13 protein-coding genes and 1 pseudogene are annotated in these 15,027 nt (G+C 57.6%); 9 read left to right on the top strand and 5 right to left on the bottom strand.

Annotated features, from left to right (window positions below; translation table 11 throughout):
* Positions 1 to 65: 65 nt before the first annotated feature.
* From PMI30_RS00835 to map, 5 genes are all read right to left on the bottom strand, one after another.
* The gene (locus PMI30_RS00835; RefSeq protein ID WP_008015054.1) at positions 66 to 806 is read right to left on the bottom strand and encodes a M12 family metallopeptidase; all 741 of its coding nucleotides are present in this window, start codon (positions 804 to 806) and stop codon (positions 66 to 68) included.
* 91 nt (positions 807 to 897) lie between these two features.
* On the bottom strand, positions 898 to 1,623 hold the full coding sequence (locus tag PMI30_RS00840; RefSeq protein WP_008015053.1) for a hypothetical protein: 726 nt from the start codon (positions 1,621 to 1,623) through the stop codon (positions 898 to 900).
* A 337-nt stretch (positions 1,624 to 1,960) separates the two neighbouring features.
* The gene (gene dapC / locus PMI30_RS00845) at positions 1,961 to 3,160 is read right to left on the bottom strand and encodes a succinyldiaminopimelate transaminase (RefSeq protein WP_008015052.1); all 1,200 of its coding nucleotides are present in this window, start codon (positions 3,158 to 3,160) and stop codon (positions 1,961 to 1,963) included.
* 129 nt (positions 3,161 to 3,289) lie between these two features.
* Positions 3,290 to 5,992 (bottom strand): [protein-PII] uridylyltransferase, encoded by a 2,703-nt coding sequence (locus PMI30_RS00850; RefSeq protein WP_008015051.1) that lies wholly within the window; start codon positions 5,990 to 5,992, stop codon positions 3,290 to 3,292.
* 45 nt (positions 5,993 to 6,037) lie between these two features.
* Positions 6,038 to 6,820, bottom strand: a complete 783-nt coding sequence (gene map, locus PMI30_RS00855) for a type I methionyl aminopeptidase (RefSeq protein ID WP_007907990.1) — start codon at positions 6,818 to 6,820, stop codon at positions 6,038 to 6,040.
* A gap of 372 nt (positions 6,821 to 7,192) precedes the next feature.
* Here map and rpsB point away from each other — a divergent pair, with 372 nt between their 5' ends.
* The 9 genes and pseudogenes from rpsB to PMI30_RS00900 all read left to right on the top strand — a co-directional run.
* Positions 7,193 to 7,930: a 30S ribosomal protein S2 gene (gene rpsB, locus PMI30_RS00860; RefSeq protein ID WP_007907989.1), complete on the top strand. Its 738-nt coding sequence runs from the start codon at positions 7,193 to 7,195 to the stop codon at positions 7,928 to 7,930.
* Between the two features lie 192 nt (positions 7,931 to 8,122).
* Positions 8,123 to 8,986, top strand: a complete 864-nt coding sequence (tsf, locus tag PMI30_RS00865) for a translation elongation factor Ts (RefSeq protein WP_007907988.1) — start codon at positions 8,123 to 8,125, stop codon at positions 8,984 to 8,986.
* A 209-nt stretch (positions 8,987 to 9,195) separates the two neighbouring features.
* Positions 9,196 to 9,939, top strand: coding sequence for a UMP kinase (gene pyrH / locus PMI30_RS00870; RefSeq protein WP_003172271.1), 744 nt, complete (start codon positions 9,196 to 9,198; stop codon positions 9,937 to 9,939).
* Positions 9,936 to 10,493 carry a ribosome recycling factor gene (frr, locus tag PMI30_RS00875; RefSeq protein WP_007907979.1) on the top strand — a complete coding sequence of 186 codons (558 nt, stop codon included), beginning with the start codon at positions 9,936 to 9,938 and terminating at the stop codon, positions 10,491 to 10,493. Before pyrH ends, frr begins: the two co-directional genes overlap by 4 nt.
* A gap of 13 nt (positions 10,494 to 10,506) precedes the next feature.
* Positions 10,507 to 11,262 carry a polyprenyl diphosphate synthase gene (gene uppS / locus PMI30_RS00880; protein ID WP_008015050.1) on the top strand — a complete coding sequence of 252 codons (756 nt, stop codon included), beginning with the start codon at positions 10,507 to 10,509 and terminating at the stop codon, positions 11,260 to 11,262.
* Entirely contained in the window at positions 11,262 to 12,068 is an 807-nt protein-coding gene (locus tag PMI30_RS00885) for a phosphatidate cytidylyltransferase (RefSeq protein ID WP_008015049.1), read from the top strand. Before uppS ends, PMI30_RS00885 begins: the two co-directional genes overlap by 1 nt.
* Positions 12,065 to 13,255, top strand: a complete 1,191-nt coding sequence (ispC, locus tag PMI30_RS00890) for a 1-deoxy-D-xylulose-5-phosphate reductoisomerase (protein ID WP_008015047.1) — start codon at positions 12,065 to 12,067, stop codon at positions 13,253 to 13,255. The genes PMI30_RS00885 and ispC overlap by 4 nt, the downstream gene beginning before the upstream one ends.
* 52 nt (positions 13,256 to 13,307) lie before the next feature.
* Positions 13,308 to 14,660, top strand: coding sequence for an RIP metalloprotease RseP (gene rseP, locus PMI30_RS00895; protein WP_008015045.1), 1,353 nt, complete (start codon positions 13,308 to 13,310; stop codon positions 14,658 to 14,660).
* A 72-nt stretch (positions 14,661 to 14,732) separates the two neighbouring features.
* Positions 14,733 to 15,027 (top strand): annotated as a pseudogene (locus PMI30_RS00900) (outer membrane protein assembly factor BamA); the annotation flags it as partial.

The raw sequence follows: 15,027 nt of genomic DNA, 5'->3' as shown, positions 1-15,027 counted from the left end.
ATGGGTGATGACGTGCTGCGAGAAGTAGTGGTGAGCTTGATGCAGGTGAGGTCGATCCAGCCGGCTCAGCTCCGTATCGGGTCAGTGTTTCGCGGGTAGATGGAGCTGATGAAACTGATGTCTTTTTCAGACAGTTTCTTGTTCATGGGGTAGTCGGTTCCATCCCATATCAGCTCGGCAGGGAAGGCGTAATGCATGATGGATTTCTTGTCGTAGGGGCTGATCTGCCTGTCCGTGGGTTCCAGTGTTCTAAAGACGTGGTGATAGGTATCTTCTTTTGAGAGCCCGGCATTTTCAAAGGCTTCATACACCTTTGGCGTGTTCCAATCGATGTTTGCCTCAGGGTGTTGATGCTCGTGTTCCAGGCCAAGGGCATGACCGAATTCATGCAGCATGGCCACATGAAACGGCATTTCCCTGGTCGTGAGATCAATGTGCAGGGTCGGTTCGTCTGCTGGCACTGTCAGCGCGTCGGTACCAATGAATGACCAGTGTCCTTTCAGTTCGGCACTGTCGGATATCCTGATATCACCTTCGGTGCCCTCGACGAACCTGATGATGAGGTTGATGTGTTGTGTCCATTCGCCGATTTCTTCTTTGGCAAACTCTATGAACTCAAGGTTGGAACTTAGAAAAGCAACATTGATAGTTCGACGTTGTGCCCAGAATTTGGAGTGATTGCCAATGCTTCTTTTGGAGCGTCTGCCAGTGCTTCCTGTGTTTGCGCGGTCTTCACTGGCAGCGGTTTGATACGAAAGTTGTGGGTCGACGCTTGGAACGCCAGCGCACATATTAATAATTGTCATGGGGGCTCTTATGGGGGTGTCTTCTATGCTCGATCAATTGTTGAGCAGAAAAATGGATGGTTAAATGTAAATGTTGCAGTAGGTCAATGAGTCAAGAGGCGACTGGATAGATTGCACTGATTGCTTTGATGTCACCGTCGGACAGTTCGTCGCAGTAGCCGTATTCGATATCGTTAAAAATGACTTCCTTTGGGAATGGGAAGTGCATGATCGAACATTTGTCGTAAGGGACCAGTTGCGTGTAGGCGCTTCTCTGCTTGGGAAGAATGTATTCCAAAACCTGATTTCGCGAATAGCCGATTTCGCCATAGCCTTTGTAAAGGTTGGGGAGATGCCAATCAATATTCGCGTCCGGGTGCTGATGCGCGTGTTCCAGTCCAAGCGCGTGTCCGAACATATGCAGGATCGTCGGCCCAAGATCGCTCTGACGTAGTCGACGGTGAATTTGTATCGTCGGTACGTGAGACGGAATCAGAAGCGCATCGGTGCCTATGGCGGACCAATGTCCGTTGCGTTCGAGCGCGTCGGGAGTGTCAATGATTCGAATGACGCCTTCATTTCCCTCGACAAAGCGCAGGGTCAGATTGATGTGCGGGGCCCAGGTCAAAATGGATTCTTTAACCAGTTCCTTGAAACTAGGGAAGTTGCTGGTTATAGAGATATCCAGCGTTCGGTTTTGTGCCCAGAATCGGTGGTGACTTTTGCTCTCTTGATGAGATGTGCTCGTTGCGTTGTCGGGGTTCTCGGTGATCGCGGTGTCTCGGGAATGCTGTGCGTCAAGACTCAAGATTCCTGTGCATGCCTGGATAATTTGCATAATCTGTTGCTCTGCTTAAGAAGTTTTAATAGTTGCGCCGACTTCCTGTTTTTCTTTGTCTGGAAAATAGCTGCGGCGTTTTTGAATGCTAGCGATGGGTGAAGTGTTGGTAAATACAGCAAGTGTATGCTGTTGTGACGATGGTAGTTGTTTTGGTGGGGATAAGTTAGATGTCGAACGTTGGTCGGATAGCAGAGTTGATGCTTGCAAATGAGGGGCGCAGGGGGGGGCGTTAAAAGACGATTAATTAGTGCGGATTGTATGGAAATAGAAAGTTTTAACTTTTTGTTATGAGCCACCCGCACTGCATTGCACAGCGCGGGCGAGACGGGGATAGTTACTTGCGTCGGGTAATGAACGCGCGAATGCGTTCGGCCGCTTCTACGCATTCAGCCAGCGGCGCTACCAGCGCCATGCGCACGCGCCCGGCGCCCGGATTGACGCCATCGACGTCCCGCGACAAGTAGGAACCCGGTACCACGGTCACGTGTTCCTGTTCGAACAGGTCGCGGCAGAACGCTGCGTCATCACCATTCACATTTGGCCACAGGTAGAAACCACCGTCCGGGCGCTGTACATCCATCACCGGGCTGAGAATCTCCAGCACCGCATCGTATTTCTCGCGATACAGCGCGCGGTTGGCGCGCACATGCACTTCATCGTTCCACGCGGCCACGCTGGCCAGTTGGGTCTGAACCGGCATCGCGCAGCCGTGATAGGTGCGGTACAGCAGGAAGCCCTTGAGAATGTCGGCGTCGCCCGCCACGAAGCCGGAGCGCAGGCCTGGCAGGTTGGAGCGCTTGGACAGGCTGTGGAAAACCACGCAGCGTTTGAAGTCCTTGCGGCCCAGTTCCACACAGGCGCTGAGCAGGCCGGCTGGTGGGGTTTGTTCGTCGAAGTACAGTTCGCTGTAGCATTCGTCCGCGGCGATCACGAAGTCGTATTCGTCGGCCAGGGCGATCAGCTTTTTCAGGGTGTCGACCGGGATCAGGGCGCCGGTCGGGTTGCCCGGCGAGCACAGGAACAGGATCTGGCAGCGCTTCCAGATGTCCGGCGAAACGGCGTCGAAATCCGGGTTGAAGCCGTTCTCATCCAGGCACGGCAGGTAATGCGGCTTGGCTCCGGCAAGGAACGCCGCGCCTTCGTAGATCTGATAGAACGGATTCGGGCTGACCACCAGCGCGTCTTCGCCACGGTTGACTACGGTCTGGGTGAACGCGAACAGCGCTTCGCGGGTGCCATTGACCGGCAGCACGTTGCGCGCCGGGTCGAGCCAGCCGTTCGGGACGCTGAAGCGGCGTTCGCACCAGGCGGCGATGGCTTCACGCAAGGCCGGGATGCCGAGGGTGGTCGGGTACACGGCCATCTGATCCAGATTGCTCGCCAGCGCTTCGGCGACGAAGCTCGGCGAACGGTGCTTCGGTTCGCCGATGGATAACGCAATGGCGCGTTTATCCGGGTTTGGCGTGACGCTGCCGAGCAGGGCGCGGAGCTTTTCGAACGGGTAGGGCTGCAACTGGTTCAGAGCGTTGTTCATGGGGGCCTCGTTCAATGTGGGAGGGCTAATGTGGTGCAGGGGGCTTGTTGTGGTGAGGGGGTAAGCCCCCTCACCACAACAAGCCCCCTGCCCACAGGAAGTCCATACCCACAGGGGAAAATTGTTGGTTCAGATACTGATGCGCGAAAGTTTGATATCGGGTTCCTGACTGACGCTCAGCTGTTCGACGATTGCATCCTGCAAACGGCTGCACAGCAACGGGTCGGATAGCGGCTGATTGTTCGCATCGGTGATGAAAAACACGTCTTCCACGCGCTCGCCCAGAGTAGCGATCTTGGCGTTCTGCAACGACAGATCGAACTCGAGGAAGATCGTGCCGATCCGCGCCAGCAGCCCGGGGCGGTCAGGCGCGCTAAGTTCCAGCACGGTCACCGGACGCTGGGCGTCGTTGTGGATCGTCACCTGTGGCGCAAACGCGAAATGCTTGAGCTGGCGAGGCACCCGACGCTGAATGATCGTCGGATAGTCGTCCGGATTGCGCAGGGCTTCGGTCAGGCCTTCGCGGATCTGTTTGACCCGTGCCGGGTTGTCGCCGATCGAGTCGCCATCGGTGTCGAGCACGATATAGGTGTCGAGAGTGAACTGGCTGCTCGAGGTGATGACCCGAGCGTCGTGAATGTTCAGGTTGAGCTGGTCCATCGCCGCCACGGTCACGGCGAAAAAGTCGTGCTGGTCCGGTGCATAAATGAAGATCTGCGTACCGCCCTCGAACTCGCGCTGGGTGGTTTCCTTGATCAGCACCAGCGGGCCGCCGTCGGCCGGCTGCTGCAAAATCGCATCAGTGTGCCAGGCCACGTCGCCGGCGGTGTGGCGCAGGAAATAGTCATCGCCCAATTGCGCCCAGAGCTGCTCGACATCGTCCGGATCGTTGCCGCCGCGTACCAGGATGTCCAGCGCCGCGCTTTGGGTCTGGCGGATCTGCTCTTCGCGATCCACCGGGTTTTCCAGGCCACGACGCAAGGCGCGCTTGGTCTCCGTGTAGAGCTGGCGCAACAGGCTCGCGCGCCAGGAGTTCCACAGCGTCGGGTTGGTTGCGTTGATGTCTGCAACGGTCAGCACGTACAGATAATCGAGGCGGGTTTCATCGCCGACGGTCTGCGCGAAGTCGTGGATCACATGCGGGTCGGACAGGTCCTTGCGCTGGGCCGTGGTCGACATCACCAGATGGTTCTGCACCAGCCACACGATCAGGCGGCTGTCCCAGATCGGCAACTGGTGGCGCTGGCAAAAGGCTTCGGCATCCACGGCGCCGATTTCCGAATGATCGCCATGCCGGCCCTTGCCGATGTCGTGGTACAGGCCGGCCAGGTAAATCAGTTCGGGTTTGGGCAGTTTGGCCATGAGCTTGCTGGCCAGCGGGAATTTTTCCGACACCTGGGTGTACTGCAGCTTACGCAGGTGCTTGATCAGGTTCAGGGTATGCGCGTCGACCGTATAGATGTGAAACAGGTCATGCTGCATCTGCCCGACAATGAAACCGAACTCCGGCAGATAGCGCCCAAGGATGCCATAACGGTTCATCCGCCGCAGATTGCGGTGGATGCCGATCTTGCACTTGAACAGCTCGATGAACAGGCTGGTATTACGAATATCGTTGCGGAAGTCGTCATCGATCAGATGACGATTCTCGCGCAGCAGGCGGATGGTATCGGCGCGTACGCCTTTGATCTCCGGTTGCTGGGCCATCAGCACAAAGATCTCGAGCATGGCGAATGGCGTACGGCGGAACACGTTGTCGCTACGCGCCTCGATGTAGCCGTCATGCAGTTGGAACCGCGAGTTGATCGGCTGCGGTGGTGCTTCGTCTTCGGGGGCCAGGATCACTTCTTCGAAGTGCTGGATGATCAGGTCGCTGAGCTGGGCAATGCTCATGACCACCCGGTAGTACTGCTGCATGAAGTTTTCGATGGCTTGCTTGGCATCGTTGCCTGCGAAACCCAGCAGCCCGGCAATCGAGCGCTGGTGATCGAACAGCAGGCGGTCTTCGGAACGGCCGGCGAGCATGTGCAGGGCGTAACGTACCTTCCACAGAAACTCCTGGGAGGAGGCCAGCAGGGCGTTTTCGCTCTCCACCAGGAAGCCTTCGCCCGCCAGGGCCCGCAGGTTCAGGGTGCCGTATTCGCGACGGGCCACCCAGAGAATCGTCTGAATATCCCGAAGGCCACCGGGCGAGCCTTTGACGTTGGGTTCAAGGTTGTATTCAGTGTCGTTGTATTTGTGGTGACGGGCCTTTTGCTCGGCGCGCTTGGCCAGGAAGAACTCCTTGCTCGGCCACATGTGCGCGGTGCTGGTGACATCCAGCATGCGCTGGCGCAGCCGCTCGGGGCCGCAAATGGTGCGGCTTTCCATCAGATTGGTGACGACCGTCAGGTCGGCACGGGCCTCGACGGCGCATTCGTCCACCGAACGAACGCTCTGGCCGACTTCCAGGCCGATGTCCCACAGCAACGTCAGAAAACGTTCGATGGAATCCCGAAAAATTTCGTGATCGGCGCTGTCCAGCAAAATCAGCAGATCGATGTCGGAATAGGGGTGTAACTCGCCGCGACCGTAGCCGCCGACCGCCACCAGGGCGATATCGGCGTCTTCGCTCCAGTTAAACTGTTCCCAGGCTTGTTGCAGGATGTTGTCGATAAACCAGGCGCGATCCTCGATCAGCCGGCGAATATCCCGGCCACTGCGGAACCGCTCGTCGAGCACCTCGCGGGCCTGACGGATCGCCTTCTTGAAAGCAGCAATAGGGCTTGCCTTCAGGGCCAGTTCAGCCTGGAACTGGCCGCGGTCGAAGAGTTCGGGATCCACCTGCGGCATCGATTGGCTTTCCTTTCTATAAGGCTGGGAACGGAGCGAGCGGGATCAGGCCGAAACGCGCGCGATGGTATCGTCGCTGCGCAGGGTGAAGATCTCGTAACCGGTTTCGGTCACCAGCAGGGTGTGTTCCCATTGTGCCGACAGCTTGCGGTCCTTGGTGATGGCGGTCCAGCCGTCGCCCAACACCTTGGTGTCGGCCTTGCCCTGGTTGATCATCGGCTCGATGGTGAAGGTCATGCCGGCTTTCAGTTCCATGCCGGTGCCGGCACGGCCGTAGTGCAGAATCTGCGGTTCTTCGTGGAACACCTTGCCGATGCCATGACCGCAAAACTCGCGAACCACCGAGAAACCGTTCTTTTCCGCGTGCTTCTGGATCACTTCACCGATATCGCCCAGGCGGCAGCCGGGTTTGACCAGTTCGATGGCCTTGTACATGCATTCCTGAGTCACCTGGGACAGACGCTCGGCCCAGACCGGAACGGAACCGACGTGGAACATGCGGCTGGTGTCGCCGTGGTAACCGTCCTTGATCACGGTGACGTCGATGTTCAGCGTGTCGCCGTCCTTCAACGGTTTCTCGTTCGGGATGCCGTGGCAGACCACGTGGTTGATCGAGGTGCAGATCGACTTCGGGAAGCCCTTGTAGTTGAGCGGGGCAGGGATGGCTTTCTGCTCATTGACGATATAGTCGTGGCAGATGCGGTCCAGCTCTTCGGTGGTGACGCCCGGTTTGACATAATCGGCAATCATTTCCAGCACATCGGCGGCCAATTTGCCGGCGATCCGCATTTTTGCGATGTCCTCTGGGGTTTTGAGGGTGACGGTCATACAGGCTCTCTCTGCGCTCAATGGCGCCTTCTAAAACGAAATGGGCATTGCGCGAACAATCATCGCGGCCCTGAAAAACGCGATTCTACCAGACGATCAGCGCAAATCTGAGCCTCTGTGCATCGCTTCACTCTATAGGATGGCGCATTCTGGGGGGATTCCAAGGCGGGGCCAAAAGCATTCCCCAGGTTTTCAGAATTCGGGTTCCGTTTTTTTCTGCCTTGTGGTATAAAATGCGCCGCTTTCCGGGGATACCCTGAAAAGCTTAAATCCACACACGTGTCGACACGATGACCTGGGTGCCTTCAGCTGATGCTGCTGGTTGGTCATTGGGATGCGTGGAGGCCAAACCCGACTTATTAAGGAACTATTATGTCCCAAGTCAACATGCGCGATATGCTGAAGGCCGGTGTGCACTTCGGTCACCAGACCCGTTACTGGAACCCGAAAATGGGTAAATACATTTTCGGCGCGCGTAACAAGATCCACATTATCAACCTTGAAAAAACCCTGCCAATGTTCAACGAAGCTCTGACTTTCGTAGAGCGTCTGGCCCAGGGCAAAAACAAGATCCTGTTCGTCGGCACCAAGCGTTCCGCTGGCAAGATCGTTGCTGAAGAAGCAGCACGTTGCGGTTCGCCGTACGTCGATCACCGCTGGTTGGGCGGCATGCTGACCAACTTCAAAACCATCCGTGCTTCCATCAAGCGTCTGCGTGACCTTGAAGTGCAAGCCGAAGACGGTACTTTCGCCAAGCTGACCAAGAAAGAAGCGCTGATGCGCACTCGCGATCTTGAGAAGCTGGATCGTTCCCTGGGTGGTATCAAGGACATGGGCGGTCTGCCAGACGCTCTGTTCGTTATCGACGTTGATCACGAGCGCATCGCGATCACCGAAGCCAACAAGCTGGGCATCCCGGTTATCGGCGTAGTCGATACCAACAGCAGCCCGGAAGGCGTTGACTACATCATCCCAGGCAACGATGACGCAATCCGCGCTATCCAGCTGTACATGGGTTCGATGGCTGACGCTGTTATCCGCGGTCGCAACCACGTTGCTGGCGGCACCGAGCAGTTCGTTGAAGAAGCTCCGGCAGCTGCAGCTGAGTAACTGACGCCCTGGCGTTGACTCAATAAGCAAAAAGGGGGCTTGGCCCCCTTTTTGCCACCTCGAAAACCATTTGTCGGCAGCGCAGCTACAGCATCTGTAACGTGCAGCGGCTAACAAGGGTGGTTCGGGAAGAATTGAACGCCCGTTCGATCGGGTGGAATGGTTGAAAACCTATCCAAGAGGAATTTGAAAATGGCAGAGATTACTGCAGCGTTGGTCAAAGAACTGCGCGAGCGTACCGGCGAAGGCATGATGGATTGCAAAAAGGCCTTGACCAAGGCCGGCGGCGACATCGAAAAAGCCATTGATGACATGCGTGCTTCGGGCGCCATCAAGGCTGCCAAGAAAGCTGGCAACGTGGCTGCTGAAGGCGCGATCGCTCTGAAGGAAGACGGTAAATCCGCCGTTCTGCTGGAAGTGAACTCGCAGACCGACTTCCTGGCTCTGCAGGACGACTTCAAGGCATTTGTTGCTGCAAGCGTTGAAAAAGCGTTCGCCGACAAACTGACTGACGTTGCTCCGCTGATCGAAGCTCAAGAAGCCGATCGCCTGATTCTGGTCGGCAAGGTTGGCGAAAACGTCAACATCCGTCGTCTGGTACGCGTTGAAGGTGATGTTGTTGGTGGTTACCTGCACGGCAACAAGATCGGTGTTGCAGTTGTTCTCAAGGGCGGCACCGTTGAGCTGGCCAAAGACATCGCTATGCACGTAGCGGCCACCAACCCTGAATTCCTGCTGCCATCGGAAGTTTCCGCTGAAGCGGTCGAGCGCGAGAAAGGCGTGTTCCTGACCCTCAACGCTGACAAGATCGCTGGCAAGCCAGAAAACATCGTTGAAAACATGGTCAAAGGCCGTATCAGCAAGTTCCTGGCTGAAGCGAGCCTGGTTGAGCAGGCGTTCGTCAAGAACCCTGAAATCAAGGTTGGCGAGCTGGCCAAGAAAGCTGGTGCCGAAATCGTTTCCTTCACCTACTTCAAAGTAGGCGAAGGCATCGAGAAGCCGGTCGACAACTTCGCTGAAGAAGTTGCTGCCCAGCTGGCTGCCGCCAAGCAATAAGACGGTTTTTTAACTGTCGCCCTGAAGAGGCTGCCCGCTCACGCGCGCAGCCTCTTTTCAGATGGGGATGCCAATTTATTTGGCTTCTCGTCGGAACTGGCTTACAAAGCCGTGTTCCGATGGCGCTGTGATAGCGTCAAGCTAGAGTGAACGCAGGCTGCAAACAGCCCGCAAAGAATTTTTAAAATACGCCGCAGGAGAGATTCGCAATGGCTCAGCAGGGCAGTGGTTATCAGGCTCGCTATAAACGCATTCTACTCAAGCTTAGCGGCGAGGCCCTGATGGGCTCGGAAGAGTTCGGGATCGATCCGAAAGTTCTGGATCGCATGGCGCTGGAAGTTGGCCAGCTGGTCGGCATCGGTGTTCAGGTCGGTCTGGTGATCGGTGGCGGCAACCTGTTCCGCGGCGCGGCGCTCAGCGCGGCGGGCATGGATCGGGTGACTGGCGACCACATGGGCATGCTGGCCACTGTGATGAACGCCCTGGCCATGCGCGATGCGCTGGAACGTGCCAATATCTCGGCCATCGTGATGTCGGCCATTTCCATGGTTGGCGTGACCGATCACTACGATCGCCGCAAAGCCATGCGCCACCTGAACGCCAAGGAAGTCGTTATTTTTGCGGCCGGTACTGGTAATCCGTTCTTCACCACGGATTCGGCAGCCTGCTTGCGTGCAATCGAAATCGACGCTGACGTCGTGCTCAAGGCAACCAAGGTCGATGGCGTTTACACAGCTGATCCATTCAAAGACCCGCATGCCGAGAAGTTCGATCATCTGACCTACGATGAAGTACTGGATCGCAAGCTGGGTGTGATGGATCTGACGGCCATTTGCCTGTGCCGCGACCACAAGATGCCATTGCGCGTATTTAACATGAACAAGCCCGGCGCCCTGCTGAACATCGTACATGGCGGCGCTGAAGGGACCCTGATCGAGGAAGGCCAACAATGATCAACGAAATCAAGAAAGACGCTCAAGAGCGCATGAAAAAATCCGTGGAATCGCTGGCGCACAATTTCGGTCGTATTCGTACGGGCCAGGCGCACCCGAGCATTCTGGAAGGCGTGATGGTTCCGTACTACGGCTCCGACACTCCGATCAAGCAAGTGGCGAACATCACTGTTAAAGACGCCCGTACCCTGCAAGTGGTTGCCTTTGAGCGCAACATGCTGGGTGCCGTCGACAAAGCCATCGGTAGCGCGGGTCTGAACCTCAACCCGACCAACCTGGGTGAGTTGCTGCTGATCTCCATGCCGGCCCTGACCGAAGAAACCCGCAAGGGCTTCACCAAGCAGGCTCGCGATGTTGCTGAAGATGCCCGTGTTGCGGTGCGCAACATCCGTCGTGACGCGAACAGCCAGCTCAAGGATCTGGTCAAGGAAAAGGAAATCAGCGAAGACGAAGAGCGTCGCGCTACTGGCGAGATTGATGATCTGACCAAAAAATACGTGGCTGAAATCGACGCGAATTTGGCGCAGAAAGAAAAAGACCTGATGGCCGTATAAGGGTCACGTTTTAATGGATAAGACAAAGCAGACTGCGCCGTCCGCGGTGCCGCGCCATGTCGCGATCATCATGGATGGTAATAATCGCTGGGCGAAAAAACGCTTTATGCCGGGTGTCGCCGGGCATAAAGCGGGTGTGGATGCGGTTCGTGCGGTCATCGAGGTGTGTGCCGAGGCCAAGGTCGAAGTACTGACCCTGTTCGCCTTCTCCAGCGAGAACTGGCAGCGCCCGGCCGATGAGGTCAGTGCCTTGATGGATCTGTTCTTCAAGGCGTTGCGTCGCGAGGCCAAGCGCCTCAACGACAACAACATCAGTTTGCGCATCATTGGTGACCGTTCGCGTTTTCACCCGGAGCTTCAGGCCGCCATGCGCGAAGCCGAGGCGATGACTGTCGGTGCCAACCGCTTTGTCCTGCAGATCGCCGCCAACTACGGCGGTCAGTGGGATATCGCGCAAGCCGCGCAGCGTTTGGCCCGAGAGGTTCAGGCCGGACATCTGCGTCCGGAGGACATTACCCCCGAGCTGTTGCAAACCTGTCTGGCGACCGGTGATCTGCCGTTACCGGACTTGTGCATCCGTACCGGTGGCGAGCATCGCATCAGCAACTTCCTGCTGTGGCAACTGGCTTATGCCGAGTTGTACTTCTCCGACCTGTTCTGGCCGGACTTCAAACACGACGCCATGCGCAATGCGCTAGCCGATTTCGCTTCTCGCCAGCGTCGCTTCGGTAAAACGAGCGAGCAGGTCGAGGCTGGAGCCCGGGTTTAATGCTTAAACAACGAATCATCACGGCGCTGATCTTGCTGCCGATTGCCCTGTGCGGGTTTTTCCTGCTCGAAGGGTCCGGTTTTGCGCTGTTCATCGGGCTGGTGGTGACGCTCGGGGCGTGGGAGTGGGCGCGCCTGGCAGGTTTCGCGGCTCAGTCGATTCGCGTTGCCTATGCGGCTGTGGTCGCGTTGGCGCTGTTTGTCATGCATATCGTGCCGGGGCTCGCGCCTTGGGTGTTGGGCGCTGCAGTGCTCTGGTGGGGCGTGGCCACGTACCTGGTATTGACCTATCCCCGGTCCAGCGAACACTGGGCTAGCGCAGCCTGCAAACTGGTCATCGGTTTGTTGATTCTGTTACCGGCCTGGCAAGGTCTGGTTTTGATCAAGCAGGAGCCCTTGGGCAACTGGCTGATCATGGCGGTGATGGTGCTGGTCTGGGGGGCTGATATCGGTGCGTACTTTTCCGGTCGGGCCTTCGGCAAGCGCAAGCTGGCGCCACAGGTCAGCCCTGGCAAGAGCTGGGAAGGCGTGTACGGCGGCTTGCTGCTGAGTCTGGTGATCACGGCAATCGTCGGCTTTGTGCGGGACTGGACTTTCGCTCAGATGTTGATGGGGCTGTTCGGTGCCGCAATTATCGTATTCATTTCAGTCGTGGGCGACCTCACCGAAAGCATGTTCAAGCGCCAGTCGGGGATCAAGGACAGCAGTAATCTGCTGCCCGGTCACGGCGGCGTGCTGGACCGCATCGATAGCCTGACGGCGGCGATTCCGGTATTCGCCGTGCTGCTGTGGATGGCGGCACCGTGAGCCGCCCACAACAGATTACCGTGCTGGGAGCGACCGGTTCGATTGGTCTGAGCACCCTCGACGTCATTGCCCGTCATCCCGAGCGTTATCAGGTTTTCGCCTTGAGCGGTTTCACTCGCTTGAGTGAGTTGCTGGCGCTGTGCGTGCGTCATTCGCCGCGCTTCGCCGTCGTGCCGGAATCTGGCGCTGCCCGGGGCTTGCAGGACGATTTGCACGCGGCCGGTCTGTCGACCCGTGTTCTGGTGGGGGAAGAGGGCCTGTGTCAGGTCGCTTCCGATCCGGAAGTCGATGCGGTGATGGCGGCTATTGTCGGTGCAGCGGGCTTGCGTCCGACCCTGGCGGCGGTCGAGGCCGGCAAGAAGATTCTTCTGGCCAATAAAGAAGCGCTGGTGATGTCCGGTGCGCTGTTCATGCAGGCGGTGCGTAAAAGCGGTTCGGTGCTGCTGCCGATCGACAGCGAGCACAATGCGATTTTCCAGTGCATGCCACAGGATTTCGCCCGTGGACTTGGCGCGGTCGGTGTGCGTCGGATTTTGCTGACAGCCTCTGGCGGCCCGTTCCGGCAGACACCCATGGCCGAGCTGGCGCATGTTACTCCCGAGCAAGCGTGTGCCCACCCGAATTGGTCCATGGGGCGCAAGATTTCGGTGGATTCGGCCAGCATGATGAACAAAGGGCTCGAGCTGATCGAGGCTTGCTGGCTGTTCGACGCTACCCCTTCTCAGGTCGAAGTGGTGATTCACCCGCAGAGCGTGATTCATTCGCTGGTCGACTACATCGATGGTTCAGTATTGGCGCAGTTGGGCAATCCGGACATGCGCACGCCGATTGCCAATGCCCTGGCCTGGCCGGAGCGGATTGACTCGGGTGTTGCGCCGCTGGATCTGTTTGCCATTGCTCGCCTGGATTTCCAGGCGCCCGATGAAGAGCGTTTCCCTTGCTTGCGCCTTGCGCGTCAAGCCGCCGAGGCTGGCAACAGTGCGCCGGCCATGCTCAATGCCGCAAATGAGGTGGCTGTGGCGGCCTTTCTCGACGGACGGGTTCGCTACCTGGAAATCGCGAGTATTATCGAGGAAGTGTTGAACCTCGAGCCTGTGGTTGCGGTAGATGATCTCGAGGCAGTGTTTACGGCTGATGCGAAAGCACGGGTACTGGCCGGGCAATGGTTGAGCCGTCACGGGCGATAAGTGCTGCAATACGTTGCCCCATGCAGCACTGATAGGATTGCGGAGAAAGTACATGAGCGCGCTCTATATGATTGTCGGCACCCTGGTAGCGCTGGGTGTGCTGGTCACCTTCCACGAGTTCGGCCATTTCTGGGTCGCGCGTCGCTGTGGGGTCAAAGTGCTGCGTTTCTCCGTGGGCTTCGGCATGCCGCTGCTGCGCTGGCACGACAGTAAAGGCACTGAATTCGTGATCGCCGCCATTCCGTTGGGTGGCTACGTGAAAATGCTCGACGAGCGCGAAGGCGAGGTCCCGGCCGATCAGGTCGATCAATCCTTCAATCGCAAATCAGTCCGTCAGCGCATCGCCATCGTCGCGGCCGGCCCGATCGCCAACTTTCTATTGGCAATGGTGTTTTTCTGGGCATTGGCAATGCTGGGCAGCGAGCAGGTGCGGCCGGTTATCGGTGCTGTCGAGTCCGGCAGCATTGCCTCCAGGGCAGGTTTGAGCCCGGGCCAGGAAATCATGGCCATCGATGGCGAGCCAACCTCCGGCTGGGCCGCGGTGAACCTGCAACTGATCCGTCGCCTGGGTGAGAGCGGTTCCCTTCAATTGCTGGTCCGCGAACAGGGCTCCACGGTGGACTCACCCCGTGAGCTGTTGCTGGACAAGTGGCTCAAGGGTGCCGAGGAGCCAGATCCGATTCGCTCGCTGGGTATTCGTCCTTGGCGTCCGGCGTTGCCTCCAGTCCTGGCCGAATTTGATCCGAAAGGGCCGGCGAAGGCTGCGGGCCTTAAGTCGGGTGACCGCTTGTTGGCCCTTGACGGCAAGACGCTGGACGACTGGCAGCAAGTAGTCGACATCGTCCGTATGCATCCAGATACCAAAATCATGCTGCGCGTCGAGCGCGATGGTGCTCAAATCGACGTCCCTGTGACGTTGGCCGCTCGCGGCGAGAGCAAGTCACCCAGTGGTTATCTGGGCGCCGGGGTGAAAGCGGTCGATTGGCCACCAGAGATGATTCGCGAAGTCAGTTACGGTCCGGTGGCTGCGATTGGCGAGGGTGCCCGACGCACCTGGACCATGAGCGTACTGACCCTCGACTCGCTCAAGAAAATGTTGTTCGGCGAGCTCTCGGTAAAAAACTTGAGTGGACCGATAACCATTGCTAAAGTGGCGGGCGCTTCTGCCCAGTCGGGTGTCGCTGATTTCCTGAATTTCCTTGCTTATCTGAGTATTAGCTTGGGGGTTCTGAATTTGTTGCCCATTCCTGTACTGGATGGGGGACATTTGTTGTTTTATCTGATCGAGTGGGCGCGTGGTCGTCCCTTGTCGGATCGGGTGCAAGGTTGGGGGATACAGATCGGTATCAGTTTGGTGGTCGGGGTGATGTTACTTGCTCTGGTCAATGATCTGGGTCGACTGTAACGCTTCGCTGAATTGCGAATCTGCCGCATTTTGCGGCAGTTTTTATTGCCAGTTGGAATAAGAAAGGACTTCATGAAACGTCTGCTGCTAACTGCGGTTCTCACCGTATTGATGATCGCCGAAGTTCACGCCGAGTCCTTCACTATCTCTGATATTCGCGTCAATGGCCTCCAGCGGGTCTCCGCGGGTAGCGTCTTTGGTGCCTTGCCGTTGAACGTCGGCGAACAGGCGGATGATCGTCGCCTGGTGGAATCCACTCGTGCGTTGTTCAAGACCGGGTTCTTTCAGGATATCCAGCTGGGTCGCGATGGCAACGTCCTCGTCATCACTGTAGTCGAGCGTCCGTCGGTCGCCAGTATCGAGATCG

This window comes from Pseudomonas sp. GM50, from assembly GCF_000282375.1.
Lineage (GTDB): Bacteria > Pseudomonadota > Gammaproteobacteria > Pseudomonadales > Pseudomonadaceae > Aquipseudomonas.
Note: the sequence above shows the minus strand (reverse complement) of the source record. Positions and strands in the feature narration are given on the sequence as shown.